Source organism: Spiractinospora alimapuensis (genome assembly GCF_018437505.1).
In the GTDB taxonomy this organism is placed as follows: Bacteria; Actinomycetota; Actinomycetes; order Streptosporangiales; family Streptosporangiaceae; genus Spiractinospora; species Spiractinospora alimapuensis.
The window spans coordinates 3833189-3850579 of sequence record NZ_CP072467.1 but is presented as its reverse complement, the minus strand read 5'-3'; the positions used below and the strand labels follow the sequence as shown (position 1 = coordinate 3850579).

Below are 17391 nucleotides of genomic sequence, written 5' to 3'. Positions count from 1 at the left end.
CGGGTGACATCCATGCCGCCGATTAAACCACAATTCCTACAGGCTTAGTAGGATTTATTCATCCGGCGACCACCAACTGGACCGCCAGGGCCGCGAACATCACGCCGAACACGCGGGACATCCAGACCAGGATCGTCGGCCGGGCGTGGACGAAGGCGCGCACGGCCCCCGCGAAGGCGCCGTACACCGCGAACACCAGGAACGTCATCACCACGAAGACGCCACTCAGGACCGCCATTCGCGTGAAGGTGTCCGGGGCCCCCGGGGGCACGAACTGGGGCAGGAAGGCGAAGAAGAACAGGGTGAGCTTGGGGTTCAGCAGGTTGACCAGGATGCCGGCGACGATGATCCGGCCAGGGCCGCGGGGCCCGCTGTCCGCGCCGACCGCAAGCGTGCTGTTGCCGCGCAGCATCGACCACGCCATGTACAGCAGATAGGCGACTCCGAGGTAGCGCAGCACCTGGAAGGCCACCGGACTCGCCTGCAGGAGGGCCGCCAGGCCGGTGAGCGCGGCGGCCATGTGCGGAAGCGTCCCCAACGTGCAGGAGAACGCGGCCAGCACACCAGCGCCGGGACCACGTGCCAGCCCGGACGCGAGGGTGAGAACGACCCCCGCCCCGGGCGTCACACACACGATCAACGACGTCACGAGGAACTCTACGGACACGGCTCTGACTCTCCCCTGGTCACCCGTGTGGCGAGCACCCACTCCACCCCCCACACGCCTCAGGGTGTCGCTACTCTGGACCAATGGACAGGTCCAAGAACACGTCGATTGACTGGACCAAACCGGAAGCGGGACGGGGGACCGACTTCCTCCAGCTCGACCTCACCGACGTCCCGGTGGGCCGGCGGGCCCAGTGGATCGCGGACCGGATCCGGGACGCCGTCGCCGACGGGGCGCTGCGCGTGGGAAGCAGGCTCCCTCCGTCGCGCACACTCGCGGCGGAGCTCGGCGTCTCCCGAGGCGTGGTGACCGAGGCCTACCGACGGCTGAGCGACGACGGACACGTGGCGGGACACGGCCGAAACGGAACCGTCGTCCAGGCGGCGCCGGCGATGACCGTACCCCCGCCGACGCCACCCACCTCCGCGCGTTCGGCCACCGTCCCGGTGGACCCGTTCCTGCACCCGGCCGACGAGCACAGCATCGAGTCCCTCCGCGACGCGGAGGCACAATACGACCTCAGCCCGGGGGTCCCGTCGCTCGCGGCCTTCCCCCGCCGCGCCTGGCTGCGCGCCGAGCGGTCGATCCTGGACACCCTCTCCGCCCGGGACCTCGGCTACGGCGACCCGCGCGGCGCCCCACGGCTGCGCGAGGCCATCACGCGCTGGCTCGCACGCAACCGCGGAATCCGCGTCGCCGCCGCGGACGTACTCGTGGTCAGCGGCGTCTCACAGGGCCTCACCCTCCTGAGCCAGATCCTGCGGCGGTCCGACGTCACGCGGATCGCGGTCGAGGACCCCGGCTCGATGGGCCTGCGGGAACATCTGCGCCACCACGGGATGCGTCCCGTTCCGATCCCGGTGGACGCGCACGGGGTCCAGGTGGACCAACTGCGCGACAGCGCGGTCTCCACGGCCGTCGTCACTCCCGCGCACCAGTTCCCGATGGGCGTCGTGCTCAGCGGCGCGAGACGACGCGAACTCCTGGAGTGGTCGAACGCCGGAGGGCTCGTCGTGGAGGACGACTACGACGCCGAGCACCGCTACGACCGGGCCCCCGTCCCCGCCCTACGCTCACTGGCCCCCCATCAGGTCTGCTACCTGGCAAGCGTCTCCAAGCTGCTCGCGCCCGCGCTCCGTATCGGCTGGCTGGTGCCACCCCCGAGGCTGCACTCCGCCCTGGTCGACGCCAAACGCTTCGCCGACCTCGGCAACGCGGTGCTGCCCCAGCTCGTCCTGGCAGAGCTCATGGACAACGGCGACATGGAACGGCACCTGCGTTTCCTGCGGACCCAACACCGGCGCCGTCGCAACGCGACACTGGCGGCACTGGGCACCCACCTGCCCGCCGCCCGTGTCCACGGAGCGGCCGCCGGTCTGCACCTCACCATCACCCTGGACGCCGCTATCGACGACACCCAGCTCGCGGCCTCCGCGCTGCGTCGTGGCGTGAAGGTGCAGCCGCTCTCGTGGCACCGACAGGAGCCAGGGCCGCCCGGTCTCGTCCTCGGCTACGCCGCCACCACCCCCACCGCCCTCACCGAAGCCGTGGCCCACCTCGCCGTCGCCTACTCCGACCTCGGCTGAGTGGATCGCGCTCGGACCCGCTCCCGGGGTGAGGGTTCTTCGGAAGTGACGCCCTGACTGTGTGTGGCAAGGCCCTGTCTCGTCCACCCGGGCCGGCGGGCCCACGCCGCATCGCCCTGGTACCCGGAGGGCACGGACCGGGGCGCATTGGCTTTACGCCGGTTACTCGGCTCCCGTGTCTCCCGCCTGCCCCGGCACGACGCCCCGGGCGCGCGGTGCCCCTTCCATGGACGCCCCGTCCCTCGGCGGTCAGCCCGGGTTGCCGGTTCCGGCGGCACGGTCGGCGACATCCTGGTGTTCGGGAATGCCCACCACGTCCGACACCGCCGCCTCGTCGGCGAAGGGGTCCTCGAAAAGGCCGAGTTCCTTCTTCAGGGTGAGGATCCGCAGCACGGACTCGTCGACGCGTTCCTCGGTCAGCTCACCCTCGGCCACGGCGTCGAGCACCGCTTCGTACTGGGTGACGAACTCCCCCGAAGGAGGCTGGAGGAGCTGGTCGACACCGGCCTGGATGGCGAGGACCGCCACCTCGTCGTCGGAGTAGGACTCACGGACCCCCTCCATGTCCAGCGCGTCGGTGACGACGACCCCGTCGAACCCCATCTCGTCCCGCAGCATGCCACTGATGATCGGCTCGGAGAGCGTGGCCGGGGTCTCCGTCGAGTCGAGCTCGGGGTAGACGAGATGCCCGACGAGCACCGAGTCCACCTCCTCGTCGATCGCGGCGGTGAACGGGGGCGCGTCCAGTTCCTCCCACTGGGAACGGTCATGGTCGACGACCGGAACACCGAAGTGACTGTCGACGTCGGTGTTGCCGTGGCCAGGGAAGTGCTTCACCGACGCCGCGACGTTCTCGCCCTGGATTCCGCGGACCTGCGCGGCGGTCATCTCGGCGACGAGGCCGGGGTCGTCGCCGAACGAGCGTTGGTCGATCGCGGGGTTGTCGTCGGTGATCTGGACGTCGCCGACGGGGGCGTAGTTCTGGTTGATGCCCATGGCGCGGAGTTCCCGCGCGCCCACGGCGGCGGCCTCCTCCGCCAGGGCGGTGTCCTCGGTGGCGCCGAGCGTGGCGGCGTCGGGGAACTGGGTGACGGGCTCACCGATCCGCGTGACCGGACCGCCCTCCTGGTCCACCGAGATGATCAGCGGGATGCCGTTCGGCTGGGAGAGCGCGGCGTCCTGCAACCCGTTGGACAGGGACGCCACCTGTTCCGGAGAGCCGGACGCGAAGTTCCCGGACCAGTCGAAGTAGATGATCCCTCCGACGTTGTAGGTCTCGATCAACTCCGCCGCGTTGTCCACACCGTAGGCCGCCTGGTTCGCGGACACGTCCGCCGCGTTCTCGGTCGTCGCGCTCTCCCCGTAGGTGTAGGGCACGAACAGTTGGCCGACCTTCTCCTCCAGCGACATCTCCGCGAGCAGCTCTTCGGGCTCGACATCGCGATCGGTCTGTTCCGCCGCCTCGGGAGACGGAGTAGAGGGCTGCTCCTCCGCACCTCCCGCGCAGGACGACACGAGGATCGCGACACTCCCCATGGACACCAGCAGACGAACGCCCCGCTCCACACGAACCCCGCACTCATTGCATACGGACACAAACCACCCCAAGGGTGATTCCTGTTGGACAAGGAGGTAAAGAGAGGACGCCAGACTACCGCAGCCACAAGGTGACCCATTGTGCGCACCGCCTGTCGTGGCGACAATCGAACCCATGACCCCGGATCCCACGGGTGCCCTACAACCCCGACGGGGCCGGCGACCCAGCGAGTCTGGGGGGTGGGGCGGCGAGTTCGTCCACCCCGACGACGACCCTCGCCCCACCTCACTTCTGGCACGAGCCCGACCTCGACTTCCACGGTGCCGTGGCCGACCCCCGCCACGCCGGCGATGATGACTACCCCCCACCGGGATTACGGCGCATCCAACCGGCGGGGTGCGCGTCGACCCGCTCCAGCGGGGTCGACGACACCCACCTCCGATGCGCCGCCCGGCGCTCCTCAGGGGTCACGCGCCCTCGGGGCGTTCCTCCATTGGGCACTCGACGTCGGCGCCGGGCAGTTCCGCGTCGACGAGGTACCGGTTCACGTGCCCGATCACACAACTGTTGCCGTAGTTGATGTAGAGGCCGTGGGCGTCCATCTCCTCCACGGTGACCAGACGCGAGCCGGGAACCTGGTCGACGGTCGCGCGGATTCCGGGACGCTCCCACAACGGCGCGCCGCCCAGGAGTGGCGGCAACTCGTCACCTGGCAGCGGGGCGGGCGGATTGGACACCGGGAACGGCCAACCGAGGCATCCCAAGGCGCGTGCTTCCCGGACTCCAGCGAAGTTGGGGGACAGCTCCTGCGCCCGGTCCATCGCGGCCCGGTAACTCGAGTAGTCGTCCAGGGACCCAGTACCGTCCGGGCACTCCGTCGCGGCGAGGGCGGTCATCATCACCGGCCTGGCCTCTCCCATGACGAACCCCGAAGCGTCGCCCTCCTCCGCCCGGAGCACCGCCTCGCCAAGCTCCGGCCACAGGAACTCGTTGATGGTGTACGTCGCCGCGACCTGCTTGAGCGCGGTGCCGGACATGCTCTCCTCCGGCGCGTCCTGGACGGGAATGGGCTCCTCGTCCGCGGCGGCGACGAGGGCCTGCCACCGGGCCTCCACGTCCTCACCGTGCAACGCGCAGCTATCGTCCTCGGCGCACCAGTCCTGGTAGGCCCCGAACTGCCGTTCCAGGTTGGGATAGTCGGCGTTCTGTTCTTCCTCGAACGAGAACACGTGGTCCACGGCACTGTCGAGGAACATGGTGCGGACCCGGTCGGGGAAGGTGCGGGCGTAGCTGACGGCCACCACTCCGCCGTAGGAGTTCGCCAGTGCGTTCATCTCCGTCGCGCCGACCGCTTCACGAACGGCGTCCAGATCACGCGCGTGGCTGACGGAGTCCATGTTCTCCACCAGCTTCGGCGCGCTCGCGTGGCAGTCTTCGAACGCGGCGATGTTCTCCGCCGTGAGCTGGGCGAACTCGTCTTCGTCGCGTGGCGCGGCGGTCATCGTCGGGCCCTCGAGGCAGGCCGCCAGGTCTGGCCAGTGGATGTTGCCGCGCGATCCCTCGGAACCACGCGGGTCCCATGTCACGACGTCCACTCGCTCCCGCAGGTCAGCGATGTGATCGATACTGGCGCTCAGGCGCACGAGCCCACTTCCCCCGGGGCCTCCGGGCAGGAAGAACACGGTGCGTTCCGCCTCGCCGGTAGCCGGGGCACGGGAGACGTCCAGCACCAAAGTCTCGCCGTCCGGCTCGGACCAGTCGAGCGGCACCTCGACGGACGCGCACTCCATGACGTCCGGGACGGATTCGTCATCACAGTCCACCCACGTAACGTCCTCGGTCGGTTCGTCCGCCACGTCGGCCATCGCGGTCGCCGGCACCATCAACAGTGCCAACCCTCCCGCCACACCCAGCACCACGCCGCGCATCCACACACTCCTTCGCACCAGGGGGAAACACACGGTAGCCACGCTGTGACGTGGGCACATCGGCCGGAAGACAGAGTGGAACGCCGACCGCGTCGCCGACTCGGACCCGGGCTACGCTGGCCGGATGGCTCCGAAAATCGCGACGAACACGGCCGTGGACCTGGACGTTCTCCTGGAGTTCGCCCGCACCCGGCACCGCGCCGTCCTCATCACCACCCGGTCCGACGGGACCCCGCAGGCCTCACCCGTGGTCTGCGGCGTGGACACCGACGGACGCGTCGTCGTGTCCACCTACCCCGACCGCGCGAAGACGGTGAACGCGGCGCGGAACCCCCGGGTGTCGGTCGTCGTCCTCTCCGACGACTTCGACGGCCCCTGGGTCCAGATCGACGGCGACGCCGAGGTACTCCACGGCGAGGAGGCGGTGGAGCCGCTCGTCGAGTACTTCCGCTGTATCTCCGGCGAGCACCCGGACTGGGACGAGTACCGTGCCGCGATGCGTCGGCAGGGGAAGTCACTCATCCGGGTGCGCCCCACGCGATGGTCCCCGGTCGCCACCGGCGGGTTCCCGCCTGGACGTAACGCGCCGCGCGACGTTATTCCTGTTGGACGCCAGCCTCCGCTTCGGTCAGCTCCGCCAGTGTGACCTGGTCGGTGAGTAGGCGTCGCACGAACATGGGGTCGGCGACGTGGGGCTCCAGGAGACGCCAGCCGTTGTAGTAGGCGAAGATGTAGGGCCCGAGATAGGCGGCGGCGACGGTGAGCGCGGCGTCGTCAACGAGGGCGTGGGTGGCGAGGTAGTCGCGCAGCTCGCTGTCGTCGGCGCCACGTGCCTTGAGGAGTGACGCGTTCGCCCACGCGCCCCAGAGGATGGTGCGGGCGCGGTGGATCTTGGCGTGGTCACTGCCGTCCGGCCGGACCTCGTCGACATTGTCCACCAGCCAGCGCTGCGCCTCGTCTCCGGGGAAGACGAGGCTCTGCGCGTGGAGACCGAGGCCCTCACTGATGACGAAGGCGGGGGCGGGCATCATCCGGACGTGGGCCTCGGGCCGGTCCGGCAGGTGGGACTCGCGGAGCATGAACTCGGCGATGTGGCCGGGGAAGCCCTCGTGGGCGACCGTGTAGAACAGGTCTGCGACGTTGAACGGCTGGTCTCCGTCCACGTAGATCGTTCCCCGGGGTCCGCCGTGGTGCAGTCCGCGGAACGGCCCGGGCAGGAACTGGCAGTCCACTTCGATATCGTCCGGAAGGTCGATCAACCGGCGGGTACGCCGCTGCGTCTCCTGGCACGCCCGCTCGACGAGGCCGACGACCCGGTGTGACTCCGACGCGGGGATCGAGTGTGCCGCGGTCCATGCGTTCACGCGGTCCAACAGTGAACCCCCGCCGCGGGGCAGGCCCTCGTCGAGCAGCTCGTAGGCCTCCTCGAATCGCTCGTCGGGGATCCACTCCGGCTCGAGTCCGAGGCCGGTCCGCACCTGCTCCTCCAGGGTCAGGTGCTCCCCCGCCAACGACCGGACGGTGGTGTACAGACCGCCGACCTGCTCCCGCAGCCACACACCCCGCCGTCCGGTGAGGTCGCGCGTCCGGGCGAGGAGGTCCTCCGCGGCGTCACGGAGCTGCCGCACGTCGGGCTCCGGTTCGTCGCGCACCTGGTGCGACCACTCCGCCGGCCCTCGGTACACCAAGGCGACCTGGCTCCCGTCCACCGCGCGCGCGGCGCGCTCCGCCCGTAGGGCCAACAACGCGTAGTCGCGAATCACGTCATCCATGGGGCCAGCATGCGCACTCGCCCCGCCACACGCAACCCCTGATATCAAATTTGTTGAGCCAAGTGAACTCAATGTCAGGTTCGCCGTGCGTCCGCGACGGCTGACCGGACCGCAGGAGCCACCTCCTCACTGAACACGCGGATCTGGAACGGGTCGTCGGCCTCGGCGGCGAGGAGGAACGTGTCCATGCCGTACTCGACCACCAGCTCGGTCAACTCCTCGACCCACTGGTCCACGGGTCCCTCCAGGAAGCCGCGGGACGCGCCCTCCGTGATGGTCCCCATGACGTTGTAGACACGGCGGATCGTGGCCGGGTCCCGCCCGGCGTCGGCGGCGGCGTCGTCGATGCGCACGTGCTTGTCGGGCAGCACCGCCGGCGGCACATAGCTGGACGACGGGACCCAGCCATCGGCCTCGCGCCCCAACAGGCGCAGCATCCGCGGCCCGAACACCCCCAGCCAGATACCGATGGGATGCACGGGGGCCGGCCCAGGCCGCACCCCGTTCAACTGGTAGTGCGTGCCGTCGAAACGCACCGACCGCTCCTGCGACCACATGAGCCGGATCACCCGCACCGCCTCCTCCAGCGCGGAGGCGGCCTCGGCCCCGGAACGTTGGGGTCCCCCCATCGCGCCGATGGCCTCCCAGAACGAACCCGCCCCCAAGCCGAGCTCGAACCGACCGTTGGACATGACGTCCATGCTCGCCGCCGCCTTCGCCATCACGGCCGGCGGACGTAGCGGCAGGCTCGCCACGTCCGGGAACACGTGTACCTGGTGCGTGCGGGCGAGTATCGTCGCCATGAGCGACCACGTGTCCAGGAAACGGCGTTGGTAGGGATGGTCTTGGATCCCGATCAGGTCAAGCCCCCGGTCGGCCATCGACGCGATCTCCATGATCCGGTCGAACGAGTCCGCCTTGGGCGAGGGGAACACGCCGAACTGGACCTCTCGTCCGTAGTCAGCCATCATCCGTCCTTTCCGCTCCACGGCCGACGCGGCGACGCCACTCCGCCCCCATCCACCGGCCTCTCACTGGATCACTCTCGCGAGGGGCGGCCACCCGGTTCGCGCCGACACACCCTCCACAGTGAAGGGAAACACGATGTCGACCACGCACGCGATCACCAACCAGCCGCCACCGCTCGTCGACCACGACGTCGCTGCCGACCCACCCCTGGTTGAGGGGCTACGCCGCGCGGGGGCCGGGTGGGCCGAGGACGAGCTGCGAACGCTGGGCCGGCGTGCCGGCACCGAGGAGGTGCAGCGTTGGTCCCGGCTGGTGGACGAGTCACCACCCGTGCTCCACACCCACGACCGGTACGGTCACCGGATCGACGAGGTCGAGTTCCACCCGCACTGGCACGACCTCATGACCACCGCCGTCAGGGCCGGAGTGCACGCGGCGCCGTGGCGCGACGATCGGCCCGGCGTCCACGTGGCACGCGCCGCCAAGTTGTACGTGTGGGCGCAGACCGACCCCGGTCACCTGTGCCCCATCTCCATGACCTACGCGGCGGTTCCCGCCCTGCGCACCAGCCCGGAGCTCGCGGAACGCTACGAACCGCTGCTCACGTCCGACGTCTACGACTTCGGTCTCCGCGAACCCAGCACCAAGCGGGGGTTGATCGCCGGGATGTCGATGACCGAGAAACAGGGCGGGTCCGACGTACGGGCCAACACCACGACCGCGACGCCCGCGGGGGACGGCACCCACACCCTCGTCGGCCACAAGTGGTTCACCTCCGCCCCGATGTCCGACCTGTTCCTCACCCTCGCCCAGGCCCCGGGCGGCCTCTCCTGCTTCCTGCTCCCCCGGGTCCTCCCCGACGACACCCGCAACCCGATCCGGCTGCAACGGCTGAAGGACAAGTTGGGGAACCGTTCCAACGCCTCCGCCGAGATCGAGTACGAGGGCGCCCGAGGGTGGCTGGTCGGAGAGGAAGGGCGTGGGGTGGCCACGATCATCCAGATGGTCAACGCCACCCGGCTGGACTGTCTGCTCAGCTCCGCCGCCACGATGCGCCAGGCGGCGTCGCGAGCCGCGCACCACGCCACGCACCGCAGCGCCTTCGGCACCCGACTCGTCGACCAGCCGTTGATGGAGAACGTGCTGGCCGACCTCGCGATCGAGGCGGAGGCGGCCGTGACTGTCGGGCTGCGGCTGGCCAGCGCGGTGGACCGGGCGACGGCCGGGGACGCGGGTGAGGCCCTCTTCCGGCGACTCGGTCTCGCCGTGTCGAAGTACTGGGTGTGCAAGCGGGCCCCGGCCCACACCGCCGAAGCGCTGGAGTGCCTCGGCGGGAACGGCTACGTGGAGGAGTCGGGCATGCCGCGGTTGTTCCGCGAGTCCCCGCTGTCCTCGATCTGGGAGGGGTCTGGGAACGTCGCGGCACTGGACGTGTTGCGCGCCATGGCCCGCGAACCGGAGTGTGTGGACGCCTACTTCACCGAGGTGGGCCATGCCGCTGGTGGTGACCCGCGTCTGGACGCCGCCGTCGCCCGGCTACGCACCGAACTGGGCGACCCACGGGACGCCGAGTACCGAGCGCGCCGCGTCGTGGGCCTCATGGCGACGGTGCTCCAGGGTTCCCTCCTGGTCCGCCACGCCCCCACCGTGGTCGCCGACGCCTTCTGCGCGTCGCGCCTCGCCGAGGCACCACCCGCCACCTTCGGAACCCTCCCCACCGGCCTGGCGACCCGGTCCCTCCTGGAGCGCGCCTACAGGCTCGGATGATCGTCGCGCGGCACCGGAGAGGGGCTGTCCTGTGCACGAAACCGGCGCCAAAGCGGACTTTCCGCATGGTGATCTTGGCCGCCTCCCGTCTAGGGTGACCGACGGACGCACCAGAGAACGCCCCCCCCCCGGAGCCCCCCATGTCTGGACCCCACGCCTCCCCCCCCCGGATATCCCCACCGACCGGCCCACCCCCGCCCGTGTCTATGACTACGGACTGGGCGGAAAGGACAACTTCGCGGTGGACCGGGAGTTCGCCCGAACCGGACTGAACGACTTTCCCGAGATCCTCGACGTCGCGCGGGAGAACCGGCTGTTCCTCTACCGTGCGGTGCGCTTCCTAGCCCAAGAGGCGGGGATCCGTCAGTTCCTTGACCTCGGCAGCGGGCTCCCCGCCCAACAGAACGTGCACGAGGTCGCCCAGCGGTTCCAGCCGGACGCACGCGTCGTCTACGTCGACAATGACCCCATCGTGCTCGCCCACGGCCGCGCCCTGCTCGCCGACGACAAGTCGACGGCGTTCATCGCCGCCGACATGACCACGACGGACGCGGTTCTCAACCACGAGGACACCCAGCACCTCCTCGACTTCAGCCAACCGGTGGCCGTGCTGTTCCTGTCCGTCCCGCATTCGATTCCGGACGACGCCGACGCCGACGCCATGGTCCGCGCCTACATCGACGCTCTTCCATCGGGGAGTTACGTCGCTCTGACCCAGATCGCGTCACCAGACGAGGAGACCGCCGCGGAAATGAGCGCGTTCGCCACCGACCGCGGAATGCCCTGGAAGACGCGCACCCCCGACCAGGTGCGCCACTTCCTGCGTGGCCTCGAGCCCGTCGCCCCAGGCTTCGTCGACATCGGCCAGTGGCGCCCCGACCCGCACCAACCCCCGCTCAATCCCGTCGACCCGGCGATCGCCCAGCACCTCGGCGCCGCCGCCAAGGACCGACGCTTCATGGAGCACGGCGGCGTCGCGCGCAAGCCGTGAACGCCGAGGGGCGCGGTTGGGGCGCATCCCCAACCACGCCCTCACCTCCGTGGGTCAGGCGTCGCGGAGGGTCTCCAGCAGTGCGTAGTAGGCGGGCTTGGGCGTGTAGTCGTCGGTCATGATGGTCGCGGCGCCCTCACCCTCGAAAGTGTGGGGGACCCACGAGTACTGGTCGGTGACGCCCCACACCGTGAACGAGTCGCACGTGCTGACGGCGAGGCAGGCCTCCAACGCCGACTGGTAGTACTCGGCCTGTTGTGCCAACTGTTCCTCCGTTGGCTCCTGACCGTCCGCCAGCGGCATGCGCACGTCGAGTTCGGTTATCGCCGTGGAGAGACCGAGGTCTGCGAAACGCCGCAGGTTCTGCTCAAGGTCGTTCGGGAAGCCGTACTGCAGACTCAGGTGCGCCTGAGTGCCGAAGCCGTGCACAGGAACTCCGTCGGCCAGGAGGTCCTGTGCCAACTGGTAATACGCGTCGGACTTCGCGTTGACGCCATCCACGTTGTAGTCGTTGAGGAACAGCCGCGCCGACGGGTCGGCCTCGTGGGCCCACCGGAACGCGTCGGCGACGATCCCCGGTCCGAGCTCCCGAATCCAGATGTTCTCCTGCGTGCGCAGGGCGCCGGACTCGTCGAAGATCTCGTTGGCGACGTCCCACTGGTCGATCTGCCCCGCGTATCGGGAGACGACGGCAGTGATGTGGTCCCGCAGGATCTCGCGTAGTTCGTCCGGCGAGTGGTCGCCCTGCTCCACCCAGTCGGGGTTCTGGCTGTGCCACAGCAGCGTATGACCGCGTACGTCCTGGTTCGCCGCACCGGCGAAGGCGACGATCGCGTCCGCCGCCTCGAAGTCGAAGCTGTCGGGACCGGGCCGCAGGTGGTCCCACTTCATCTGGTTCTCCGGCGACAACGAGCTGAACTCCACCGGCATGATGGCGCGCAGCTCCTGGTCATGCGTGAAGGGATCGGGGTAGTCCTGGTCCGCGTGGTGCCCACCACCAGCGGCGGCGGTTCCAATCACCAACCCCTCGGGCGCCGCGTCGCGCAACGTGTCCTGCTGGTTCCGGGTCTCGTCCACCGAGGCGTACGCCCCATGCGGCGCCCAGGCGACAACCGCGAGCGTCAACGGCACCACCAGCGCGGCGGCACCACTACGAAAGGAAGCGGAACGAATCTCGGGCATCGGGGGGCTCCCAACTCAGTTCCGAAAATTTCGATAATTTATCGAAACATTGCAGTTACTGAGCCTAAAGTTTTGCAAGCCCGAGGGTCAACGCCGCCGGTACGGCCCACCACCGACCGGCCCCAGCGCGGGGAGCCGCGAGTCAACGACCCTCACCCCCTCGAGCTCTGCCGCCGCCTCGACGAGCATGCTCCGCGCGCGCAGGAGTTCGGCGAACACGAAACGCCGCCCCCGTGTTTGCGCGTGCTCTGGTCCCCAGTGGTCCCCAGAACGCGCTGCTCAGACGCACCACGGTCCGGCACTCGGTGGTGGCGTCCGCGAACCGCCGGTGGCGAAGGGTCCCCACCAAGGCGTCCCAACTGTCCAAGGTGTCGTCGTCGAGGTCGCCGTACTCTCGCCGATGCCACGCGAGTTCCGCACGGGACCGGGACACCTCGTCGACCGTGTCGCCATGGGCCAAGGGACTTCGCTGTCTCTCAGTCTCGTCTCCGGGAGGGAGACCTCAACGAACCGGGATCGAAGTCAATCAGTTGCCGCGGACACGCGGGTGTGTGACGGGTCCGGAAACGACAAGGGCCAGGTCTCTGGGATGTCCGGGGTGGCCTGGCCTTCTACTGCGTGGAGCGGATGACGGGAATCGAACCCGCGTTATCAGCTTGGGAAGCTGAAGTTCTGCCATTGAACTACATCCGCGCGGTCAAGAGGGCGTTACCCCCTCGGCGTGGACCATCTTAGCGGAGAGTGGGAGTCGACGGTACCGAGTTCGCGGTAGTTTCAGGACGTGCTTCTTTCTGACCGTGACATTCGTGCCGAGATCGATGCCGGGCGTGTGCAGGTGTCGCCGTTCGATGCGGGGCTGGTTCAGCCGTCCAGCATCGATGTGCGGCTGGACCGCTACTTCCGGGTGTTCGAGAACCACAAGTACCCACACATCGATCCGTCGGTGGAGCAGCCGGACCTGACGCGCATGATCGAGGTGGCCCCGGACGAGCCGTTCATCCTGCATCCGGGTGAGTTCGTGCTGGCGTCCACCTTCGAGGTCGTGACCCTGCCGGTGGACATCGCGAGCCGGTTGGAGGGGAAGAGCTCGCTGGGGCGGCTGGGGCTGCTCACGCACTCGACGGCGGGGTTCATCGACCCCGGGTTCTCCGGGCACGTCACTCTCGAGCTGTCCAACGTGGCCACGTTGCCGATCAAACTGTGGCCGGGCATGCGGGTGGGTCAACTGTGCCTGTTCCGCCTGTCCTCGCCCACGGAGCACCCCTATGGCTCGGCGCGCTACGGTTCGCGCTACCAGAACCAGCGGGGCCCGACACCGTCCCGGTCCTACCTGAACTTCAGCCGCTCCGCCGTCACCGAGGCTCAGTAGCGGCCGTAGCTCCCGTAGCCGGGACTCGGCTGGACGGCGGGGGTGCGTTTGGGCAGCGCCCACGCCGCCCCGAGACCACCGATGAAGCCGAACAGGTGTGCCTGCCAGGAGATGCCCTCGTCGCCGGGCAGCACACCGAAGATGAGTGTGCCGTAGAGGATGACGACGCCGACCATGATCGCGAGGTCGAGGGGTTTGCGTTCGACCAGCCCCCGCAGCACCAGATAGCCGAAGTACCCGAAGACGAGCCCGCTCGCCCCGACCGTGGGTACCGCGGTGGGGCCGAGCAGCCACACGCCGGCTCCGCTCACCAGGATGATGATCAGTGACGCGCCGAGGAAACGACCCAACCCGCTGAAGGCGACCAGGGCCCCCAGCACCAGTAGCGGAACCGAGTTCGCCATCAGGTGGGCGAAGTCGCCGTGGAGGAAGGGGGCGGTCAGGATTCCGGTGAGGCCGTCGGTGGCTCTGGGGTAGATGCCATGGCGCATGGTGAGCGCACTGCCGGACAGCCAGTTCACCAGGTGGACGACCCACATGACGGCGGCCAGCAGAAGGACCAGTAGGACCGCACGTAGTCGAGAACTTGCCACGTCTTGACTCTACCCAAGGCCCACAAGGCCGATCCGGTGATCGTGGGACCCCCCGGAAGGCGCCGGTCAGAGCCCCTCGACGCACCCAGAAACGTCAGCGACCTGGCAAGTGTTTCCCAGGCTCGAACTATGAGAATCAGCCCATAGGTCAACACATGTGGTGCAAATCACATTATTAGCCGACGGATGGTGCGTTTCTCGGGAGCACACCGTTACTTGCGATCAAGATACGGGTATCCGTGTTATGGCGCCGTTATCGCTGGAGAGGCACGTTCACACCTGCGCCGATATGGTTGCTACTCGATTCGCACCATCCCACGGAAGCGCAGGGAGCACCTACGCAGAGTAACTATCCGCCGAGACGCTGCCTCGGCGGCAATCGTAAACAGCGATAGTGGAGCGGCACGTGCGGCGCTACGGCCCCTGCCCTCCGGATCAGACTCGAAGAGGAGACCGTGCCAGCAGTACGTGCTCAGAACTTATACAAGGTCTTTGGCAAACGCGCCAACAAGGCCGTTGAACTCCTTTCCGACGGGCGACATCGGGACACGATCAGCGATCTTGACGTCACCGCGGCCGTCATCGACGTCTCGTTCGACGTCAAGGCGGGTGAGATCTTCGTCGTCATGGGCCTGTCCGGGTCGGGGAAGTCAACCCTGATCCGCATGCTCAACGGGTTGCTGGACCAGACGTCCGGCCACGTTGAGATCGACGGTGTCGACATCACCACTCTTGCCCCACGCGAGCTCCGTGCGGTGCGAAGTGAGAAGGTCAGCATGGTCTTCCAGCACTTCGCGCTGTTCCCCCACCGCACTGTCGTGGAGAACGCATCCTACAGCCTCGAGATCCGCGATGTGCCCAAGGCTGAGGCCTTGGAGCGGGGCACTGAGGCGCTCGCCCTGGTTGGCCTGGAGGGGTGGGAGAACCACTACCCCGACCAGCTCTCCGGCGGCATGCAGCAGCGCGTCGGTCTCGCCCGCGCTCTCGCCGCCGACACCGACATCATCCTGATGGACGAGGCGTTCAGCGCGCTTGACCCGCTCATCCGCCGCGACATGCAGACCCAGCTCCTGGAACTCCAGAACACGCTGGGCAAGACGATCGTCTTCATCACGCACGACCTCAACGAGGCGATGCGGCTGGGCGACCGGATCTGTGTGCTGCGCGACGGGCGGGTCGCCCAGATCGGCACGGCCGAGGAGATCCTCAACGACCCCGCGAACGACTACGTCGCGAACTTCGTCGAGGACGTCGACCGGACCCGGGTGTTGACCGCGGCCTCGGTCATGGAGCCGCCGATCCCGGTGGTCGCGCCCAAGAGCGGCCCACGAGCCGCGTTGCGCACCATGCGGGAGAACCAGACAGCCGCCGCCTATGTGGTGCAGCGCGACCGCAAGCTGGTCGGCGTCGTCCTGCAGGGTGCCATCGGTGAGGCCGTCCGTAAGGGCGTCACCAGCCTCGACTCCCTGGTGCACACCGACGTCGAACGTGTCCACCCGGACACGGCCGTCGCCGACCTGTTCCACCAGGCCGCCGAGAGCCCCTATCCCCTGGCGGTCGTGGACGAGAACGAGCGGCTCGTGGGCGTGATCCCGCGCGTCACCCTTCTCGCGGCCCTCACTCCCGAGGACGTCGAGACCACTCCCGACGCCGCGACGCTCGTGGCCGCCCCGATGGAGGCGACCGAGGTCGCCGTCGAGACCGACGGTGCCGAGGACGGCGCCAAGGCCGACGCCACCCACACCACGACCGAGGAGGATGACAAGTGATGAGCGCGAGCGCACTCATCGACTTTCCGCCCCGGTTCCCCATCGGTGCGGGATTCGAAGCATTCAACAACTGGCTGCGTAGCACCTTCGGCTGGTTCTTCGACGGCGTCCGGACCGGCGTCTCCTGGTCGGTCTCGACGTTGGAGGACTTCTTCGTCGACCCCGGGGGCTGGCCAGCTCACCCTGATCGCGGTGTTGCTCCTGCTGGTTCCGCTGCTGCGGACGTGGCGGGGGCCCGCCATCGGCGTCATCGTCGCGGGCGTGGTGCTCTACCTCGGCCAGGCGCTGTTCGAACTCGGCAACCTGATCATCAACAGTCTGCCGCCGTTCCTGTTCCTTTGGGCGATGAGCCTGTTCAACCAGTCGCACGTGGAGGCGTACTTCGTCATCCCGTTCGCACTGCTCATCGCCACGGTGGTACTGCTCGTACTCCACCGCGGCCAACTGCGGGCCCGGGAGTGGCGCAACAGCCTGGTCATCACCGGTGGCTGGCTCGCCACCATCATCCTCGGCTGGTTGGTCTTCCCCATTCTGGTCGACGACCCGCGCGCGCTGCTGATGTTGCTGCTGCTCAGCGCCCTGGCCCTGGTGGTCGCGGGCTGGGGGCTCGCCGTGTTCTCCGCGATCGCGCTGTTCATCGTCGCGGCGGTGCAGCAGTGGGACAACGCGATGGCCTCGCTGTCGCTCGTCCTGGTGGCCAGCCTCATCGCGGTCATCATCGCGATCCCGATCGGTGTCCTCGCGGCGTACAAGCCGATGGTCAGCAAGATCGTCAAGCCGATCCTCGACCTGATGCAGACGATGCCTCAGTTCGTCTACCTGATCCCGGCGATCTTCTTCTTCTCCATCGGGTCGGTCCCCGGTGTCGTGGCCACCGTGGTCTTCGCGATGCCGCCCGGGGTTCGCCTCACGGAGCTGGGAATCCGGCAGATCGACAAGGAACTGGTGGAGGCTGGTGAGGCCTTCGGTGCCCCGCAGCGCAAGATCCTGACCGGCATCCAGCTCCCACTGGCCATGCCGACCATCATGGCCGGCGTGAACCAGGTCATCATGCTCAGCCTCTCGATGGTGGTCATCGCCGGAATGGTGGGCGCGGGCGGTCTCGGTAGCCAGGTGTACCAGGGGATCTCCCGCAACGACGGCGCTCTGGGCTTCGAGGCCGGTATCGCGGTGGTCGTCCTCGCGATCCTGCTCGACCGCCTCACCGCCGCCGTGACCAAGAAGTCCCCCCGAGCCCGAGCGGAAGGGGCCGCGGCGTGAC

At 68.5% G+C, this 17391-nt stretch carries 13 protein-coding genes, 1 tRNA gene and 1 pseudogene; 7 read left to right on the top strand and 8 right to left on the bottom strand.

Annotation, left to right across the window (positions count from 1 at the left end; all coding sequences use genetic code 11):
• Positions 1 to 58: 58 nt before the first annotated feature.
• Positions 59 to 667 carry a LysE family translocator gene (locus J4H86_RS17880; protein WP_236538942.1) on the bottom strand — a complete coding sequence of 203 codons (609 nt, stop codon included), beginning with the start codon at positions 665 to 667 and terminating at the stop codon, positions 59 to 61.
• An 83-nt stretch (positions 668 to 750) separates the two neighbouring features.
• On the opposite strand from J4H86_RS17880, the gene pdxR reads away from it, so the two are divergent.
• Positions 751 to 2253, top strand: a complete 1503-nt coding sequence (gene pdxR, locus J4H86_RS17875) for a MocR-like pyridoxine biosynthesis transcription factor PdxR (protein ID WP_236538941.1) — start codon at positions 751 to 753, stop codon at positions 2251 to 2253.
• Positions 2254 to 2502: 249 nt separating this feature from the next.
• Here the strand turns inward: pdxR and J4H86_RS17870 are convergent, their stop codons facing one another.
• Positions 2503 to 3819, bottom strand: coding sequence for a glycoside hydrolase family 3 protein (locus J4H86_RS17870; protein ID WP_236538940.1), 1317 nt, complete (start codon positions 3817 to 3819; stop codon positions 2503 to 2505).
• 438 nt (positions 3820 to 4257) lie between these two features.
• Positions 4258 to 5718 carry an alpha/beta fold hydrolase gene (locus tag J4H86_RS17865; RefSeq protein WP_236538939.1) on the bottom strand — a complete coding sequence of 487 codons (1461 nt, stop codon included), beginning with the start codon at positions 5716 to 5718 and terminating at the stop codon, positions 4258 to 4260.
• Positions 5719 to 5842: 124 nt separating this feature from the next.
• Here J4H86_RS17865 and J4H86_RS17860 point away from each other — a divergent pair, with 124 nt between their 5' ends.
• Complete coding sequence (locus tag J4H86_RS17860) at positions 5843 to 6364, top strand: PPOX class F420-dependent oxidoreductase (protein ID WP_236538938.1); 522 nt, start codon at positions 5843 to 5845, stop codon at positions 6362 to 6364.
• Here J4H86_RS17860 and J4H86_RS17855 read toward each other — a convergent pair.
• Complete coding sequence (locus J4H86_RS17855; RefSeq protein ID WP_236538937.1) at positions 6315 to 7490, bottom strand: hypothetical protein; 1176 nt, start codon at positions 7488 to 7490, stop codon at positions 6315 to 6317. The two genes, J4H86_RS17860 and J4H86_RS17855, sit on opposite strands and share 50 nt — an antisense overlap.
• Before the next feature lie 74 nt (positions 7491 to 7564).
• Positions 7565 to 8458: an LLM class flavin-dependent oxidoreductase gene (locus J4H86_RS17850; protein ID WP_330932431.1), complete on the bottom strand. Its 894-nt coding sequence runs from the start codon at positions 8456 to 8458 to the stop codon at positions 7565 to 7567.
• Between the two features lie 136 nt (positions 8459 to 8594).
• On the opposite strand from J4H86_RS17850, the gene J4H86_RS17845 reads away from it, so the two are divergent.
• The gene (locus J4H86_RS17845; protein WP_236538935.1) at positions 8595 to 10226 is read left to right on the top strand and encodes an acyl-CoA dehydrogenase family protein; all 1632 of its coding nucleotides are present in this window, start codon (positions 8595 to 8597) and stop codon (positions 10224 to 10226) included.
• 172 nt (positions 10227 to 10398) lie between these two features.
• Positions 10399 to 11217 carry an SAM-dependent methyltransferase gene (locus J4H86_RS17840; RefSeq protein ID WP_236544082.1) on the top strand — a complete coding sequence of 273 codons (819 nt, stop codon included), beginning with the start codon at positions 10399 to 10401 and terminating at the stop codon, positions 11215 to 11217.
• Between the two features lie 54 nt (positions 11218 to 11271).
• Here J4H86_RS17840 and J4H86_RS17835 read toward each other — a convergent pair whose 3' ends face one another.
• Positions 11272 to 12399, bottom strand: coding sequence for an endo-1,4-beta-xylanase (locus tag J4H86_RS17835; protein ID WP_236538933.1), 1128 nt, complete (start codon positions 12397 to 12399; stop codon positions 11272 to 11274).
• Positions 12400 to 13018: 619 nt separating this feature from the next.
• Positions 13019 to 13092: transfer RNA gene (locus J4H86_RS17830), tRNA-Gly, on the bottom strand.
• A gap of 88 nt (positions 13093 to 13180) precedes the next feature.
• Between J4H86_RS17830 and dcd the strand changes: the two genes are divergently transcribed.
• Entirely contained in the window at positions 13181 to 13768 is a 588-nt protein-coding gene (dcd, locus tag J4H86_RS17825) for a dCTP deaminase (RefSeq protein ID WP_236538931.1), read from the top strand.
• Here dcd and J4H86_RS17820 read toward each other — a convergent pair.
• Complete coding sequence (locus J4H86_RS17820) at positions 13762 to 14361, bottom strand: rhomboid family intramembrane serine protease (protein ID WP_236538929.1); 600 nt, start codon at positions 14359 to 14361, stop codon at positions 13762 to 13764. The two genes, dcd and J4H86_RS17820, sit on opposite strands and share 7 nt — an antisense overlap.
• Positions 14362 to 14816: 455 nt before the next feature.
• Between J4H86_RS17820 and J4H86_RS17815 the strand changes: the two genes are divergently transcribed.
• Both J4H86_RS17815 and J4H86_RS17810 read left to right on the top strand, forming a co-directional pair.
• Positions 14817 to 16130, top strand: a complete 1314-nt coding sequence (locus J4H86_RS17815; protein WP_236538927.1) for a quaternary amine ABC transporter ATP-binding protein — start codon at positions 14817 to 14819, stop codon at positions 16128 to 16130.
• A pseudogene (locus J4H86_RS17810) lies at positions 16130 to 17390 on the top strand (ABC transporter permease). The gene J4H86_RS17815 and the pseudogene J4H86_RS17810 overlap by 1 nt, the downstream one beginning before the upstream one ends.
• Position 17391 lies beyond the last annotated feature (1 nt).